We start from the raw sequence: 17,685 nt of genomic DNA on the forward strand, positions 1-17,685 counted from the left end.
CTTACTTCAAAAAAGGCTTAAAGGCTTCAGATGCTATCTCTTTAAAGCCATCTTTCGTTTTCACTATCATGAAAACAGGAATATTGTGTTTATTAGCAACCTCTATACCTTGCTCTTCACCAAGAAGCATTAAACCCGTAGCAAGTCCATCGGCCGTCATTGATGATTTATCGAGTACCGTTACAGATACTACCTTATTTGATATAGGGTAACCTGTAATTGGGTTAATAATATGAGAGTAACGGATACCCTCTTTCTCAAAGTATATACGGTAATCACCAGATGTCGCTACTGCATGATGACCCGGCTCTATAATCTCTTGAATCGCACGCTCATCAACTGATGGTTTTTCAATTGCGATACGCCAAGCAACATTTTCTTTATTTTTGCCTTTCACTCGCATCTCACCACCGACTTCAACCATGTAATCAGTGATGCCAAGATCTTCTAGATAATTCGCAACAACATCAACACCCCAACCTTTTGCAATAGTTGATAAATCAACATATAACTCAGGAATATCTTTTGTAACCGTGGTTTCTGTAGCTGTTAAATGCTGAATACCCACAATTTTACGTCGTGCATTTAATTCTTCATCAGTAGGAACGACTTCTGGTCGAGCTTCTGGGCCAAATCCCCATAGATTAACAAGAGGACCAACAGTTACATCAAGTGCACCTAAAGTAACTTTATTTAATCGAATAGCTTCTTTAATAACTGTTGCTGTATCTTTTGATACGGTAAATGGGGTCAGTTCTTTACTTTGGTTAAAGCGACTCAACTCTGAATCTTTTCTGTAAGTCGACATTTGGTCATTAACAAGCTCTAATCGCTTATCTATCTCCGCATGAACGTCTTCAGATTTAGGCAGTCCATCTTTGCTTATATATTTAATATTATAGCTTGTCCCCATCGTAGGGCCATTCAGATACACTTGCTCACGCTGATCACCACAACCAGCAAGTAAAATAAGGGCAAAACAAGATAATAAAATAAGTTTTGCTTTATGAATTAACTGAGTAAAACTGACAAACACTGCCAACTCCTTTAAATACAAACAATACACAGGAATATAAATTTAAGTTTGTTTGCTAAACCTATAACCCTGTACTTTGTCAGGTTAAATACGGACCATAAATACGAAAAAAGGCTGACTCAGTACTGAGTCAGCCAATATTTCTTACTTCGATAGATTAACCACCGAAGTCATCTAGTAAGATGTTTTCATCTTCAACACCAAGATCTTTCAGCATGCCGATAACAGCAGCGTTCATCATTGGTGGACCACACATGTAGTATTCACAATCTTCAGGTGCTTCATGATCACGTAAGTAGTTTTCATAAAGAACATTGTGGATAAAGCCTGTGTAACCATCCCAGTTATCTTCTGGCATTGGATCAGAAAGTGCACAGTGCCATACGAAGTTTTCGTTATCAGCCGCTAGGCCATCGAAATCTTCAACATAGAACATTTCACGCTTAGAACGTGCACCATACCAGTAAGACATCTTACGCTTAGACTTAAGACGTAATAATTGGTCAAAGATATGAGAACGCATTGGCGCCATACCTGCACCACCACCGATGAATACCATTTCATTGTCAGTATCTTTAGCGAAGAACTCACCAAATGGACCTGAAATAGTACATTTGTCACCAGCTTTTAGTGACCAAATATAAGAAGACATTACACCAGGTGGAACATCAGGATTATTTGGCGGCGGAGTCGCGATACGAACGTTCAGTTTAATAATGCCTTTCTCTTCTGGGTATGAAGCCATAGAGTAAGCACGGATTGAATGTTCATTAACGATTGACTCGTAACGGAACAAGTTAAACTTATCCCAGTCACCACGATATTCTTCAGGAATATCAAAATCTGAATATTTAATATGGTGTGGTTCAGCTTCAATCTGAATATAACCACCAGCACGGAATGGAACTTCTTCACCTTCAGGGATAGCAAGCGCTAACTCTTTAATGAAAGTAGCTTCGTTATCATTAGAGATAACAGTACATTCCCACTTTTTAACACCAAAGATTTCTTCAGGAAGTTCAATTTCCATGTCAGTTTTCATTGAAACTTGACATGCTAGGCGCTCACCTTCGCGAGCCTCACCTTTTGAAATGTGATCAAGCTCTGTAGGTAGAATATCACCACCACCAGATTTCACTTTCACACGACACTGACCACAAGAGCCACCGCCACCACAAGCAGATGATACGAAAATACCAGCGCTACCAAGAGCACTAAGTAATTTACCACCTGGTTGTGTAATGATTGCTTTATCAGCATCGCCATTTACAGAGATAGTAATGTCACCTGATGGTACTAACTTAGATTTAGCGAATAAGATCACTAATACTAAAGCCAATACAATAATGGTAAACATCGCTACACCAAGAATAATGCTTTGCATTTGTTATTCCTTATTATTGGGTGCTTACCCTACAGTTGAACACCAGAGAAAGACATAAAGCCTAACGCCATTAAACCTACTGTAATGAAAGTAATACCAAGGCCACGAAGACCTGGAGGTACATCAGAGTACTTCATTTTTTCACGAATACCAGCAAGTGCTACGATAGCCAACATCCAACCAATACCTGAACCGAAACCGTATACTACAGATTCAGCAAAGTTATAGTCACGTTGAACCATGAAAGATACACCACCGAAAATAGCACAGTTAACTGTGATTAACGGAAGGAAGATACCTAGAGCATTGTACAAAGGTGGGAAGAAGCGATCTAAGATCATTTCTAGAATTTGTACTAGTGCTGCAATTACACCGATAAAAGTAATAAAGCTAAGGAATGTTAAATCAACACCCGCAACTAACGCATTTTCTTTTAGTAGGTACGTATAAACAAGGTTGTTCACAGGTACAGCGATTGTTAGAACAACAACTACCGCAACACCAAGACCAAACGATGTTTTTACTTTCTTAGATACAGCTAAGAACGTACACATACCTAGGAAAAATGAAAGCGCCATGTTTTCGATGAAGATCGATTTAACAAGTAAACTAATATAATGTTCCATTTCGACCTTACTCCTTCGCTTCTACTTGTTCTGGTTTAAGGATACGGATAGCCCAGATCATAAAACCAATTAAGAAGAATGCTGATGGTGCTAGAAGCATTAGACCATTTGGTTGGTACCAACCACCGTTAGAAACAAGTGGAAGAACTTCAACACCAAATAGCTTACCAGAACCAAGAAGTTCACGGAAAAATGCTACTGTCATCAGTACAAAACCATAACCAAGACCGTTACCAATACCATCGATAAATGATGGGAATGGAGCAGATTTCATTGCGAACGCTTCCGCACGACCCATTACGATACAGTTTGTAATGATCAAGCTTACAAATACTGAAAGCTGTTTAGAAATATCATATAGATATGCTTTCAATACTTGGTCAACAACGATAACCAAAGAAGCGATGATCGCCATCTGAACGATGATACGAACGCTGTTTGGCATGTGGTTACGAATTAGCGAAACGAATAAGTTAGACAAAGCAGTAACAAACATTACCGCTAAAGTCATAACGAAAGCCGTTTCAAGCTTAGTTGTTACAGCTAGAGCTGAACAAACACCAAGAACTTGTAGCGCGATAGGGTTGTTATCCAACACCGGCGCTAAAATGCTCTTTTTAATATCTTTTGCGCTAGCCATTAGTTCAGACCTCCATCACGAACTTTAGCAAGGAATGGACCGAAGCCGTCATTACCTAACCAGAAGTCAAACGTGTGTTGAACACCGTTGCCTGTTAGCGTTGCACCAGAAAGACCATCTACACCGTACTCAGAACCAGCTGGAGCACCGCCTTTAACAATCTTAATTGCAGGTTTATGATTTTCATCAAACAGTTTCTTACCTACGAATTGTGCACGCCACGTTGGGTTTTCAACTTCACCACCAAGTCCCGGAGTTTCCGCTTGGTCGTAGTAAGTGATACCCGCAATAGTGTTACCATCAGTCTCAACTGCAACAAACGCATACATCATTGACCATAACCCAGTACCGTGAACAGGTAGGATAATTTTAGTCACTTTGTCGCCATCTTTAACTAGGTAAACAACACCCACGTTTGCACGACGAATGATTTTTGCTTTATCTTGCTCAGCTGTTAGCTTAATTGATTGTTTTGGATCTTTAGCTGCTTTACGTTGATCGTAAGTAGCTGCGTCACCATCAACGAAATCACCTGTTGCAAAATCAACAAGACGAGGTTCGATGTTTGCAGCGAATAGCTCAGGAACAGTACCTGAACCTGTAACACCTGCAACTTCAACAATTTTGCTTTGCTTATCTAGAACTGCGTTTGCTTTTTGCTTATCACGCAGACCGACTGCCGCCGTTGATACGATGATTGAACACACTAGGCTCAAACCAATAACAACACCGAGAGTCTTTTTAATGCTATCGTTATTACTTGCCATAGCGTTTTAGTCTCCGTTTCACGTTACCTTCAACTACAAGGTTATCAAACAGTGGAGCAAACAAGTTTGCAAATAGAATAGCTAACATCATACCTTCAGGGTATGCAGGGTTAACTACACGGATCATTACAGCCATACCACCAATTAAAATACCGTACCACCACTTACCTTTATTAGTAAATGAAGCCGATACTGGGTCTGTTGCCATAAAGATCATACCAAACGCGAAACCACCAAGAACTAGGTGCCAATGCCAAGGCATGCTGAACATTGCATTTGTGTCAGAACCGATTAGGTTAAACAGTGTAGACACTGCAACCATACCGATCATTACACCAGCAATGATACGCCATGAAGCAATACGCATGTAAACGATCATTAGACCACCAAGGATCAGAGCAAGAGTCGAAACCTCACCAATTGAACCTGGGATATTACCAATGAATGCGTCCATCCAAGTGATTGTGTCGCCAGTAATTGTATTTACTAGGCCACCTTGACCACCTTGTGCCCATTGGCTAAGTGCTGTTGCACCAGAGAAGCCATCAGCAGCAGTCCAAACTGTATCACCTGAAATTTGAGCTGGGTATGCAAAGAATAGGAATGCACGACCCGCTAGCGCAGGGTTTAGGAAGTTACGACCAGTACCACCAAAGATTTCTTTCGCTACAACAACACCGAAAGTAATACCTAACGCTGCTTGCCATAGTGGAAGTGTTGGTGGAACGATCAATGCGAAAAGGATAGAAGTTACAAAGAAACCTTCGTTAACTTCATGCTTACGCACCATACAGAACAACACTTCCCAAAAACCACCAACAAGGAACACTGTTGCGTAGATTGGTAAGAAGTATGTTGCACCCAGTAGCATGCTACTGCCCCAACCTGCATCAGCACTTACTGTGCCACCTAGCATTTCAGTCAACCAGTAGTGCCAGTTGCCAGAAATAACTGCTGCAAGTTCAGCGCCTGAATACATATGTTCAAGAGCAACAATTGCTTGGTTACCTGCGTTGTACATACCCCAGAACATTGCTGGGAATACCGCAAACCATACCATGATCATGATACGTTTTAAGTCAACGCTATCACGAACATGTGAACCACCTTTTGTTACTGTACCAGGAGTATAGAAAAGTGTTGCTGTTGCTTCGTATAAAGCAAACCACTTCTCATATTTACCGCCTGGCTCAAAATGATGTTCAACTTTTTCAAATAAATTTAAAAGGCTCATCAATTACCCTTCCTTCTCGATGGTATCCAAGATCTCACGAAGCATTGGACCATACTCATATTTACCAGGGCACACATATGTACATAGACCTAGATCTTCTTCATCTAATTCTAATGCACCTAAGCGTTGTGCACTGTCAACATCACCAGCACAAAGGTCACGCAATAACATGGTTGCTTCCATGTCTAATGGTAATACGCGTTCGTAGTTACCGATTGGCACCATTGCACGATCACTACCGTTAGTAGTTGTCGTCATGTTAAACAGTTGACCTGAGAATAAGTGACTCAAGAATGAACGAGTTACTGAGAATTTGTTTTTGCCAGGAACAGCCCAACCAAACAATTCTTTCTCACGACCTTCACGAAGAACAGAAACTTGCTGATGGTAACGACCAAGGTAAGCGTGAGGACCTGATGCTTGCGTACCGTTAAGTACAGAACCAGAAATCACACGAACTTCACCAGGCATTACTTCACTGTCAGTTAAATCAACTAAGCTTGCACCAGTAATAGTACGAACTAAGCGAGGATTATTTACTGCAGGGCCAGCTAAAGATACGATTCTTTCAGAGTAGATTTCACCCGTTAAGAACAGTTGACCGAATGCAATCACATCTTGGTAACCAATGCTCCACGCTACATGATTTGTATCTACAGGATACAAGTAATGCATGTGAGTACCGGCTAAACCTGCTGGATGAGGGCCATCAAATACATGTTCTTCAACATTTTTTTGAGAAGAACGAGGTAAGCTACCTCCTTTCTTACATACATAAACTTTATCGCCTGTTAATACAGATAATAAGTCTAAGCCTGCAACAAAAGCTTCTTCTTGTTGGTTAATGATCACTTCTGCATCAGCCGCTAACGGATTAGTATCCATAGCAGTTACAAAGATAGCCTTTGTTTCAGAATCAATCGCTGGAACCTTGCTGAACGGACGAGTACGTAATGCAGTCCATGCACCTGAATCAACCAGTTGTGTTTTAATCGTTTCACGATCAAGCGACACTAGTTCATTTGCTGCATAGCTATTAAAAGTAACCTGCTCTTCGCCTTCAACTGCAATTACTACAGATTGAAGTACGCGTTTCGCACCACGGTTAATTTCAACAACCTTACCACTTACTGGAGCAGTAAATACTACGCCTGGATTCTTTTTATCAGCAAAAAGAACCTGACCTTTCTTTACTACATCTTCCACGCGGACATGCATCGTAGGACGCATACCAACGTACTCTTCGCCAAGCAAGGCGACTTTAGTGATGGATTTACCATCATTAATCACCTGAGTAGGAACACCTGCAATAGGAAGATCCAAACCCTTTTTTATTGTAATCATACGCACTTGCACTAATTTTATGGGAAAAAAGATTCTATATAAGACACGACACTGCATGTGTCCAGTATTGGCGACACAAATCACGCAACACTATTAACATCCTAGTAATATGCTTTTTACATAAATACGAAAAAAGCTGTTTTAAGGCGGAGGATTCTATCATTTTTTATGGTGTAGATGCCACGTTCAATGACTCGATTCCTGCTATTTTTTACTATTCATTGTCAGAAATCATTGAAATAGGTTGAGCATTTTAGACCTACTGCACAATTCTTGTTCAAAATCAAAAAATACCCCATAAGTAGCAATGACATTAAATATTGGTCATTTTTTAACAAACAGCCTTACTTTATATTTATTTTATGTTAAAAAATAAACATTAGCGTTTCATTTTTAACCTTTTCCACCGCCCATACAGTTGGGACTAAGAGGAACTTGCTCTGTATCTAGAGCTTGCCATTCTGTTTCTGTATACGTATGAATGGCTAAAGCATGAATATGGTCTGACAATTCTTCAGCTAAGATGTTATTAATAGTCCGATGACGAGCAATTAAACGTTTACCTTCAAATTCATCGCTCACTACAATCACCTTAAAATGGCTCTCTGAACCTTCAGGTACGTTATGCATGTAGCTTTCATTTAGAACTTTAAGATAAGAAGGCGCTAACGCTTCGCGTAATTTTTGTTCAATTTGATGCTGAATCATATAATTCCTTTCTTTATTTGAATTCTTCTGTTTCCACTTTATACACCATTTGCGACAATAGCTAGAAGCCTTCCCTATTTGAAGATCAAATCATTATGAAAACAGAACTGAGTCTACTTGACCGAAGCCTAAATTTACAACGTTACCCTAAACGTGCTCAAGAACTACTGCAAGCATGGGATGCGGGTGATGAATACATCATTAAATATGTAGAAGAAGAGCTAAATCTAGAAGATGGCAAAAACATTCTTATCTTAAATGATAATTTTGGTGCATTATCATGCTGGTTCTCAGACAAGCATAACGTAACAATGATGACCGATTCATTTGTTTCACAACGTGGTACATTAAAGAACCTACAACGAAACCAATGTAACCGTGTACAGCTCATCACATCAACTGAAGAGATGCCACAAGGTTTCGATTTAGTATTAATGCAAATCCCAAAAAACAATCGAATGTTAACATGGCAGTTGCAGCAACTACGCCAATCTATGAACGCTGATTGTCCTATTATTGCGGTTAATAAAGCTAAAGAAATTCATAATTCAACACTTGAGCTATTTGAAGAGTACCTTGGTGAAACTAAAACATCGCTTGCTTGGAAGAAGCACCGCTTAGTATTTTCAAACGCAAACGCAACGAACCCAAAAACCATCGCAGAAGCTGTTTGTTGGAGTGTTGATAATGAAGACATCGATCTTCTTAACTACCCTAATGTATATTCAGGGGAAAAATTAGATCAAGGTGCTCGCTTTATGCTTGAGCATATTCCTTCAGATCCTGAATTACGACACATTATAGATCTTGGTTGTGGTAATGGTGTACTCAGTGTAAAAGCTGGTCAACTAAACCCTGAAGCTCGTATTACTTGTGTTGACGAAAGCTTTATGGCTGTTGAATCTGCACGCCGTAACTTAGAAGTAAACTTAGGCAAAGAACGTCAATTCCAATTTATTGCTAATAACTGTTTGGATGGATTTAAAAAACACAGCAGTTATCTTGTACTATGTAACCCTCCATTCCATCAAGGCCAAGCGATTACTGACCATATTGCATGGCAAATGTTCTGTGATGCTAAGCACATCTTATGCAAAGATGGTAAATTATTAGTTATTGGAAACCGTCATCTTGATTATGATGGTAAATTATGTCGCTTATTTGGTGAAGAAAATGTCACCACAGTTGCTAGCAATTCAAAATTCGTTATTTTAGAAGCTGTTAAAGCCGAAAAATCAAAATAAAAAAGGATTAAACCATGAAAAAGGTCATCATTGCCCTTTCTGCACTTTTTTTAGCTGCTTGTAGTGCACCATCAGATCCACAATTGGATATTCAACCTAAAGCATCATCAAATGCTCACCAAATCGTTGATGGTATTAAATTAACATTAGATAGCAGCGATTTACGTACTGCACAATACGTCGCTGTCATTGATAATGGTCGTCAAAATGTACAACCAATTCACGCAAAACAAAATCTACGTGTAACTCTAGAAGATGCATTATCTTCACAACTTAAAACTCAGGGTTTTGTTATTACTGTAGATAGCGATAACACATTACGTTTAGATATTATTGAAGCTCTAGTAAGTGTGCAGCATTCTCTAATGAGTAATGAAATCAAAACTCAGGTTAAGCTTCAAATTACAGCAGAAACACCAAAAGGTAAGTTTGTTAAAACCTACAATGGCGTATCAGAAAAAACAGGCTCTATGAGTGCTGATAATCAAGACATTGAACAAGTTCTTAATGACTTATTAAATGCAGTATTAGATAAAATCGCTGTTGATGAAGAATTACAAACATACATTAAAGGTAACTTTTAATGATTAAAATGATTTCAAAAGCCGCATTAATTATTGCCGCTCTTAGCACGACGAGTCAAATGGCGCTAGCAGAATCAGTAAAATTTGAAACCACATTAGGTAACTTTACTGTTGAACTAAATTCAGAGAAAGCCCCTATTTCTGTGGCAAACTTCATTCGTTATGTTGAAGATGGCAGTTATGTGGGCACTCAATTTCACCGTGTGATCCCAGGCTTCATGGCTCAAGGTGGTGGTTTTGATAAAAATATGATGAAAAAGCCAAGCTATGGTCCTATCAAAAATGAAGGCTATAACGGCTTAGGTAATGACACTGCTACAATTGCAATGGCTCGAACTAATAACCCTGACTCTGCTACTCGTCAATTTTACATTAACCTAAATGACAATGACTTCTTAAACGCAAGTCAGCGTCCACCAGGTTATGCTGTGTTTGGTAAAGTAACACAAGGTTTTGATGTGATTCAAAAAATGGCGACTAAGAAAACCAAAGCACTACCAAATGGTATGCGAGATATTCCAGTTGAACCAATTATCATAACTAAAGCAACATTAATTAAATAATTTAGTTAATATAGCACTACTCTAAAGCAGCTTTCGGGCTGCTTTTTCTATCTATTTCAATAAGAACAAATAACAAGGAGCGTTTCATGTCTCATTCCATGCAATGGAAAACAGCCATAAAAAGCTACATGGATAAACGTTTACTTTGGGTTTTCATGCTAGGTTGTTCTAGTGGCTTTCCTTGGGTACTTATTGGCTCGAACATGTCGGGTTGGTTAAAAGATGCTGGATTAACTCGTGCTGCTATCGGTTATTTCGGTTCAGTATTCGCGGTATATGCAATTAACTTTATGTGGGCACCACTTGTTGACCGTGTAAAGCTCCCTTTTATTGGAAACAAACTAGGCCAACGCCGCAGTTGGATCTTTGTTTGCCAAGCGATTGTTCTGTTTTGTACGTTGCAAATTGCAGGATTAGATCCTTCAAAAAATTTAATGCTAACATCAATGTTTGCACTTGCTATTGCGACTGCGTCAGCGACACAAGATGTTGCCATTGATGCATTTCGTATTGATACCTTCCCAAAATCAGAATCCACAAAAATGCCTCAAGCATCAGCAATGGCGGTGATTGGTTGGTGGACTGGCTATTCATTACCTGGTTATCTCGCTTTTATCAATGCCGATAGCATCGGATGGAATGGCGTTTACTATGGCATGGCAGGAATTGTTGGCTTATTAATGGTATTCACTCTATTAGTCGGCGAACCAAAAACCAAACGTGATGAACTACAACACGAAGCCGAAGAACGTCATAATAAATTGGTTGGTTCTAAAGTTGCCGCTTGGTTTACCGTAACAGTGATTGAACCATTTTATGACTTCTTTAATCGAAACGGAGTAAAAACAGCCTGTACTCTACTATTATTCGTTTTCTTATTTAAAATTGGTGAAGCTTTTCTTGGAAGAATGTCGATCACTTTTTATAAAGAAATCGGATTTAGTAACGAACAAATTGGCTATTACTCTAAATTGATCGGCTGGGGGGCAACCGTATTTTTCACCCTACTAGGCAGCTTAATCAATGTTCGTTTTGGTGTTGTAAAAGGTCTAATGATTGGCGGTGTGGCTATGGCTGCAAGTAATTTGATGTTTGCGCTTATCGCTAATGTCGGTCCTAATGAACATTTATTCCTAGCAACGATTATTGTAGATAACTTCACAACTGCGTTTTCAACCGTTGCCTTTGTATCCTTCTTAACCATACTGACTGGCGAAGCATTCTCTGCGACTCAATATGCGTTGCTTGCTTCATTAGGAAACTTAGGCAGAACAACATTAGCTTCTTTCAGTGGTGAATTGGCTGATTACTTAAATAGCTGGCCTTTATTCTTTATATTAACGGCAGTAATGGTTATCCCTAGTCTAATTATGTTGCTTATGCTTAAAGGGCATTTCAAAGCGCTTCTTGATAAGCATCAACGCTCTTAAAGTTCTTATACGTAACAACTGTGCTACCAAAGCCTCCTAATTTAGGAGGCTTTTTTGTTTTTGTTCACATTTTTATGTCAGAGTTTTGTCAAGCGAGTGATATTGATCACCTTATTTTATTAGTCCAATTTATAAACACGATCGAGATCTACATATAACATTGCTATTACATAAATTGCATTTAAAAAAGTGAACTTTCTCTATATTATTTGCGTCATTCGGAAACGATATTTATATCGTTCTTCTATTATTATTGTAATACATAACTATAGAGATACCATTATGCGTAAATCCCTTTTAGCTCTATCTGTTCTTGCTACTCTTTCTGCTCCAACTTTCGCTGCTGATTATACTGATGGCGATACTCATAAGAATGATTTCAAATTCATGCAGTTTAACTACATGTATTCAATCGATGAGAAACCAGCTTCAAGCACTGCTGCAGAAAATACACATGACTATTTAGAAATGGAATTTGGCGGTCGCTCTGGCATTTTTGATCTTTATGGTTACGTTGACGTATTCAACCTAGCAAACAAAGACGATACAGATAAATCAACAGCTCCAGATAAAATGTTCATGAAATTCGCACCACGTATGTCTTTAGATGGACTGACTGGTAAAGATTTATCAATGGGCCCAATTCAAGAGCTTTACGTTGCAACTCTATTTAACTGGGGTGGTAATCGCGGTGGAGTTAATAACTCTTTCTGGGGTTTAGGTTCTGATGTTATGGTTCCGTGGTTAGGTAAAGTTGGTCTTAACTTCTACGGTCTTTATGATTTAAACACTAAAGATTGGAACGGTTATCAAGTATCGGCTAACTGGTTCAAACCATTCTACTTCTTCGATAACGGTTCATTCATTTCTTACCAAGGTTACATTGATTACCAATTAGGTATGGATGATAGCCAAGCTGGTACAAAGAGCAATGGCGGCGCTATGTTTAATGGTATCTACTGGCATTCAAACCAGTTTGCTGTTGGTTACGGTCTGAAAGCTTACCAAGATATTTACGGCTTAGAAGATGGTGCAGCTACTGGCTTTGGTGGAGAATGGGAATCATCAGGCGTGAGTCATTACCTAAGTGTTACTTACAAATTCTAATCTAACTTAGAATATCTATTTTACTAAGGCGCTCACTATGAGCGCCTTTGTTTTTTGTAGCAAACCAATTACACTGCTTTCATTATTTCTTCTTAATGGATTCATCTGTGAATATCACCATTCTTGGTCCCGGTGCAGTCGGCTCTTTATGGGCGTGTTATCTACAAAAAGCAGGACACAACGTCTGCTTATGGACAAGAAATTCAATGCCTTCTGAGCAATCACTTTCATTATCTGCTAATGAAAACTCATCACACCAATTTAAGAGCAATGATAAACAAGCCTTGATCGATTGTGATTTGCTAGTAATTACAGTTAAAGCTTGGCAAGTCGAAAGCGCCTTACTCCCTTTACTTCCATCATTATCAAAAGAAACCATACTGCTGTTTATGCATAATGGCATGGGGGCAATTGATGGCTTAAAAGAACGCATTAATCACCACCCAATTTTGCAAGCAACGACGACTCATGGTGCCTTAAAAGAAAATAGCACTAACGTAATCCATACAGGTTATGGACATACCTCTGTAGGGCCATTTAACCCACTAGGTAAACAGTGTCAATTTATTCAAGATGTATTAAACCATAGCTTACCAAGTGTCGATTGGAACCCAGAAATCAATATCGCGTTATGGAAAAAACTCGCTATCAACTGTGCGATTAACCCATTAACAGCAATTCATCAATGTAAGAATGGACAATTAGAACAACCCGACATTCATCAATATGTTGTGAACATTTGCTCTGAAGTGCATGAGGTTTTGCAAAAAGAAGGCATTGAATGGCGTTACTCAGAATTACTTTCAAGCGTTAACCAAGTTATAAAAGCAACATCTGCCAATTATTCTTCAATGAATCGCGATTGTTTTTATCAACGCAAAACTGAGATTGATTTCATTACTGGTTATTTATTAAAGCGTGCTAAATTTCACGGTATTTCAGCACCTATTAATCAATCGTTATATAATCAGATTAAACAATTTGAAGAGAACACATTATGACTAAAAAAATTCTCGTATGTATCGCACCCGGTACTGAAGAGTTAGAAGCTATTACGGTAATTGATATTCTAGAGCGTGCAAAATTTGATGTGACCGTTGCAAGTACCGCTTTTGATGGTTCATTAACAATGAAAGCAGCACAAAGAGTGATGTTAACCGCTGATGTAAAGCTTGTTGAAGTTGCTGATGAAGAATTTGATTGTATTGTTCTTCCTGGTGGATTAAAAGGTTCTGAAAATTTCAGAGACAGCACCCTACTCATTGAGATGTTAAAGCAACAAAAATACGATGAAAAATGGGTTGCTGCAATTTGTGCCGCTCCAGCCATTGTTTTACAGCATCATAATTTATATCCAGATGCATTAATGACTTGCTACCCAAGCTTTATGGAAGCAATTCCAGAGAAAAATCGCCGTATTAAGCGTGTATTTACGGATGTGTTAAATCACTTAATTACAAGCCAAGGCCCAGGTTCTGCTCTTGAGTTTGCGATGGAAATTGTCACAACTCTTGCGGGTAAAGAGCTTACTGCTAAATTAGCCGCTGATTTAGTAACACTTCCTAATCTTAATTATCATCAAGTCTAACTCCAATCGGTGATAGACAAAAAAAGGGCGTTGAATAATCAACGCCCTTTTTAAATGCTGCATATTTACTGACTATGGACGGTAAACTTTTACGTTCTTGTAGCCATTCTCAATTAATAATAATGCTTGAAGACGGCTCATCACACCACGCTCACAGTATAATAAGTACTCTTTAGATTGGTCTAGATCACCAAACTTAGTTGCTAATTTGAAGAAAGGTATGTGAGTTACCTCAACACCATCAAGCTCTAACGGTTTTTCATCTTCTTCTTCAGCACTACGGATATCAAGAACCACAACATCAGAACCTAGCTCAGATACCATTTCAACTTCTGGAGCTTGCTCTTGGCTTTCTTTTTCAATATCACGAATGTCCATAACACGTGCGTTATAAACCGCTTGCTCAAGAACAGAGAAATCGAATTTCGCTTCTTCTTTTTCTAGTTTTTCTTTCACTGCTTTTACTGTTGGTTTCTTAGAAATTACACCACAGTATTCAGGCATTGTTTTCGCGAAATCTTCAGTACCAATCTCACGAGCCAAATCAATAATATCTTCTTTATCCCAGTTAATTAGAGGACGTAGAATCAGTGAATCCGTTACGTTATCAATATGGCGTAAGTTAGTTAGTGTTTGACTAGATACTTGACCTAATGCTTCACCAGTAACTAATCCTTCAATACCAAATTTTTCAGCAACCATGCCACCTGCACGCATAAACATACGTTTTAAGATAACACCCATTTGGCCATCATCTACTTTCTCTAAGATCTCAGCAACAACTGGATCAAAATCAACAGAGATAAATTTAACTTTTGCTGATGAACCGTATTTTTTCCACAAGAAGTGCGATACTTGTTTCACGCCAATCTCGTGAGCTGGGCCACCTAAATTAAAGAATAAGTAATGTACTTTTGAACCACGTTTAATGTGTAAGTAGCTTGATACACCAGAATCAAAACCACCAGAAATCAAACTTAATACATCTTCTTGAGTTCCAAGAGGGAATCCGCCTAAGCCTTTATGACGAGCAATAATCAGGTTTAATTTGTCATTTGCTACTTCAAATTTAACCGTCACTTCAGGGTTCTTTAGACGAACACTTGCACTTTCTACTGATTGATTTAAACCGCCACCAACGTAACGCTCAAGCTCAATAGATGTAAAGTCATGATTACCACGACGCTTAACACGTACACAGAACGTTTTACCTTCAATAACTTCACGGTTCATTTCAAGACATTGCTCAAAAATATCGTGCATGTCTTTAAAGCCTGACTGCTTAACTTCAAGTACATGGTGAATACCTGGAGTTTGCGTTAGTACCGACAATGTTACATCACGGTATTCATCACTCAGTCCTGTCACTTCGATATGATCACGACGGTTGATGACTTCAACACCTTTGGTTTCACGCTGAATAATACTGCGTAGGTTAGATTCAAGAATACGAATAAAGCGCTTACGTACTGAATCACTTTTAACAAAAACTTCTGGGTGTGGCTTAACGATAAACTTCATATATAGACTTCACTGATGTAGGAAAACAATCAAAAGGATAGATAAGGTTGGTTCAGGACCGAATCTAAGGCGCAAGATTATACCGAAAAAAAAGGCGAGTTGCTAATTCAACTCACCTTTCATTATTATCTTAATTATCTCTGACCTCTTTAACTCAAATTACGGTTGAGCACTAGGTACTTCATCACTCTCATGAGGTTTACCCTGCATGATACTGATTTCAACACGACGATTTCGAGCTCGCCCTTCAGCGGTTTTATTTGAAACTAGAGGTTCTGTTGACGCCATACCACGAACACGTAAGCGGTCACTTTCAAAACCTTTAACTCTTTCCATCTCAAGAGCAACGGATACCGCTCGCTGAGCAGATAAGTCCCAATTAGAACGGTAAAGTTCTGAATCTAAAGGCTGATTATCGGTATGTCCTGATACACGAATGATACCTGGAACATCCTTAACTAACTCTGCAATTTGACGAATAAGTGGACGGAACTTCGGTTGTAAAAAGGCTGATCCTGCAGGAAATGCACCTTTTTCTCGAATACGAATAACGAGTTGTTGACCTAAATTCTCAACTTCAATCGCCCCTTCACTAATCTCACGCTCTAGTGCTTTTTTAATCGTATCTTCTAACTCTTGTTGACTTTGAGTTTGACTTTCAGATTCTGAATTACTTTGAGCGCTCGTTTGTGTCGAATTAGATGGTGACTCGCCACCAGTCTGTTTACCCGCTTCTCGTTTAGTACCACCAGCACGATCCGATTCTCCATCATGAAAATCTAATGTTTTCTGTGGAATATCAATTGTCTGCTGCATGATAACTTCAATTGGCGTTGGCTCAGGTCGCCCCGGACGGAATTCTTGAGCAATAACACTTGTCCCTTTTGGTATGTCTTTTACTTCTAAAACGTTTTGCACACCAAAAGCGAACTTCATTGAACCTGCAATCTGCTTAAACTTCAATACATCCATTTCTGAGAACGAAAGTAATAGAACGAAAAAACACATTAATAATGTTGCTAAGTCAGCAAATGTTGCCATCCATAAGGGGGCACCAGGAGGACATTTGCAGTCGTTTTCATCTTCCATTAGTGACTCCCAGTCTTATTCTTCGCCAGTGTCAACAACACGTTTTTTCTCATTTAAATAGTTACGTAAGTAGCTATCAATAACACGAGGGTTTTGACCATCTTGAATCGCTAAAATGCCATCAAGAATTAAACGGCGATTCAATTTTTCTTGTTCTTTACGTAATTCAAGTTTATGAGCAATAGGGAATGCAACCATGTTTGAAATTACCGAACCATATAGTGTTGTTAATAGCGCAACCGCCATTGCAGGACCGATAGATTTAGGATCATCCATGTTTGATAACATGCCTACTAGACCAACTAAGGTACCAATCATACCCATAGCAGGAGCTACATCACCAAAAGCAGTAAATACACCAACACCACGTTCATGACGTTCATTCGTTAATGCGATGTCTTTTTGTAATGTTGCTTTCACAACTTCAGCATCATGACCATCAACCAATAAATCAATACCTTTTTGCATAAAAGAGTTACTGATTTCTTTTTCTTCTAATGCTAAGAAACCGCCTTTACGAGCTGCATCAGCCATTTCAACAATAGTTACAATAAGATCAACAGGTTCATCTGTTTTAAAAATAAATGCTTTACCTGCAATTTTACCAGCGCCAAAAAATTGGCCTACGGTAAATTTCATTAAAACAACAAAAATTGAACCACCAACTACGATTAAAACCGATGTTGTGTCCATAAAAATGGCTAAACCACCAGCCAGTACCATTGCCATAATAATAAATGCAAAACTACCAACTAAGCCTATTAACGTTGCTAAATCCACAGAGCGCTCCCCTATATGCTGCTTGTGTTTACTTACATAG

At 38.8% G+C, this 17,685-nt stretch carries 18 protein-coding genes; 7 read left to right on the forward strand and 11 right to left on the reverse strand.

Annotation, left to right across the window (positions count from 1 at the left end; translation table 11 throughout):
• Nucleotide 1 precedes the first annotated feature (1 nt).
• The 8 genes from HC728_RS02495 to bolA all read right to left on the reverse strand — a co-directional run bounded on the left by HC728_RS02495 (nucleotide 2) and on the right by bolA (nucleotide 7,739).
• Entirely contained in the window at nucleotides 2–994 is a 993-nt protein-coding gene (locus HC728_RS02495; protein ID WP_370539778.1) for an FAD:protein FMN transferase, read from the reverse strand.
• A gap of 199 nt (nucleotides 995–1,193) precedes the next feature.
• Nucleotides 1,194–2,420: an NADH:ubiquinone reductase (Na(+)-transporting) subunit F gene (gene nqrF, locus HC728_RS02500; RefSeq protein ID WP_005418137.1), complete on the reverse strand. Its 1,227-nt coding sequence runs from the start codon at nucleotides 2,418–2,420 to the stop codon at nucleotides 1,194–1,196.
• Nucleotides 2,421–2,449: 29 nt separating this feature from the next.
• Complete coding sequence (nqrE, locus tag HC728_RS02505; protein ID WP_005418136.1) at nucleotides 2,450–3,046, reverse strand: NADH:ubiquinone reductase (Na(+)-transporting) subunit E; 597 nt, start codon at nucleotides 3,044–3,046, stop codon at nucleotides 2,450–2,452.
• Nucleotides 3,047–3,053: 7 nt separating this feature from the next.
• On the reverse strand, nucleotides 3,054–3,686 hold the full coding sequence (locus tag HC728_RS02510; protein WP_005418135.1) for an NADH:ubiquinone reductase (Na(+)-transporting) subunit D: 633 nt from the start codon (nucleotides 3,684–3,686) through the stop codon (nucleotides 3,054–3,056).
• On the reverse strand, nucleotides 3,686–4,453 hold the full coding sequence (locus HC728_RS02515; RefSeq protein ID WP_065597188.1) for a Na(+)-translocating NADH-quinone reductase subunit C: 768 nt from the start codon (nucleotides 4,451–4,453) through the stop codon (nucleotides 3,686–3,688). Before HC728_RS02515 ends, HC728_RS02510 begins: the two co-directional genes overlap by 1 nt.
• A complete protein-coding gene (locus tag HC728_RS02520; RefSeq protein ID WP_005418132.1) occupies nucleotides 4,443–5,687 on the reverse strand; it encodes an NADH:ubiquinone reductase (Na(+)-transporting) subunit B in 1,245 nt (414 codons plus the stop codon). The genes HC728_RS02515 and HC728_RS02520 overlap by 11 nt, the downstream gene beginning before the upstream one ends.
• Nucleotides 5,688–5,690: 3 nt before the next feature.
• Nucleotides 5,691–7,031 carry a Na(+)-translocating NADH-quinone reductase subunit A gene (locus HC728_RS02525; protein ID WP_017018585.1) on the reverse strand — a complete coding sequence of 447 codons (1,341 nt, stop codon included), beginning with the start codon at nucleotides 7,029–7,031 and terminating at the stop codon, nucleotides 5,691–5,693.
• A 393-nt stretch (nucleotides 7,032–7,424) separates the two neighbouring features.
• Nucleotides 7,425–7,739 carry a transcriptional regulator BolA gene (gene bolA, locus HC728_RS02530; RefSeq protein ID WP_017018586.1) on the reverse strand — a complete coding sequence of 105 codons (315 nt, stop codon included), beginning with the start codon at nucleotides 7,737–7,739 and terminating at the stop codon, nucleotides 7,425–7,427.
• Between the two features lie 95 nt (nucleotides 7,740–7,834).
• Between bolA and HC728_RS02535 the strand changes: the two genes are divergently transcribed.
• From HC728_RS02535 to HC728_RS02565, 7 genes are all read left to right on the forward strand, one after another.
• Nucleotides 7,835–8,983, forward strand: coding sequence for a methyltransferase (locus tag HC728_RS02535; protein WP_005418124.1), 1,149 nt, complete (start codon nucleotides 7,835–7,837; stop codon nucleotides 8,981–8,983).
• 14 nt (nucleotides 8,984–8,997) lie between these two features.
• Entirely contained in the window at nucleotides 8,998–9,567 is a 570-nt protein-coding gene (locus HC728_RS02540) for a YajG family lipoprotein (protein ID WP_005418122.1), read from the forward strand.
• Nucleotides 9,567–10,130 (forward strand): peptidylprolyl isomerase, encoded by a 564-nt coding sequence (locus HC728_RS02545; RefSeq protein ID WP_065621602.1) that lies wholly within the window; start codon nucleotides 9,567–9,569, stop codon nucleotides 10,128–10,130. Before HC728_RS02540 ends, HC728_RS02545 begins: the two co-directional genes overlap by 1 nt.
• 86 nt (nucleotides 10,131–10,216) lie before the next feature.
• Nucleotides 10,217–11,560, forward strand: a complete 1,344-nt coding sequence (locus HC728_RS02550) for an MFS transporter (RefSeq protein ID WP_005418120.1) — start codon at nucleotides 10,217–10,219, stop codon at nucleotides 11,558–11,560.
• A 282-nt stretch (nucleotides 11,561–11,842) separates the two neighbouring features.
• Nucleotides 11,843–12,667, forward strand: coding sequence for an outer membrane protein OmpK (locus tag HC728_RS02555; RefSeq protein ID WP_054775853.1), 825 nt, complete (start codon nucleotides 11,843–11,845; stop codon nucleotides 12,665–12,667).
• Between the two features lie 107 nt (nucleotides 12,668–12,774).
• Nucleotides 12,775–13,668, forward strand: coding sequence for a 2-dehydropantoate 2-reductase (panE, locus tag HC728_RS02560; RefSeq protein ID WP_176694932.1), 894 nt, complete (start codon nucleotides 12,775–12,777; stop codon nucleotides 13,666–13,668).
• Nucleotides 13,665–14,255 (forward strand): DJ-1 family glyoxalase III, encoded by a 591-nt coding sequence (locus tag HC728_RS02565; RefSeq protein WP_005418115.1) that lies wholly within the window; start codon nucleotides 13,665–13,667, stop codon nucleotides 14,253–14,255. The genes panE and HC728_RS02565 overlap by 4 nt, the downstream gene beginning before the upstream one ends.
• A gap of 72 nt (nucleotides 14,256–14,327) precedes the next feature.
• Here the strand turns inward: HC728_RS02565 and thiI are convergent, their stop codons facing one another.
• The 3 genes from thiI to pomA all read right to left on the reverse strand — a co-directional run bounded on the left by thiI (nucleotide 14,328) and on the right by pomA (nucleotide 17,645).
• Nucleotides 14,328–15,776: a tRNA uracil 4-sulfurtransferase ThiI gene (thiI, locus tag HC728_RS02570; RefSeq protein WP_005418113.1), complete on the reverse strand. Its 1,449-nt coding sequence runs from the start codon at nucleotides 15,774–15,776 to the stop codon at nucleotides 14,328–14,330.
• A 159-nt stretch (nucleotides 15,777–15,935) separates the two neighbouring features.
• Nucleotides 15,936–16,865, reverse strand: coding sequence for a flagellar motor protein MotB (locus HC728_RS02575; protein WP_005418111.1), 930 nt, complete (start codon nucleotides 16,863–16,865; stop codon nucleotides 15,936–15,938).
• A 15-nt stretch (nucleotides 16,866–16,880) separates the two neighbouring features.
• On the reverse strand, nucleotides 16,881–17,645 hold the full coding sequence (gene pomA, locus HC728_RS02580; protein ID WP_005418107.1) for a flagellar motor protein PomA: 765 nt from the start codon (nucleotides 17,643–17,645) through the stop codon (nucleotides 16,881–16,883).
• Nucleotides 17,646–17,685: the final 40 nt, after the last annotated feature.

Source organism: Aliivibrio sp. S10_S31, from assembly GCF_014694495.1.
Lineage (GTDB): Bacteria > Pseudomonadota > Gammaproteobacteria > Enterobacterales > Vibrionaceae > Aliivibrio > Aliivibrio fischeri.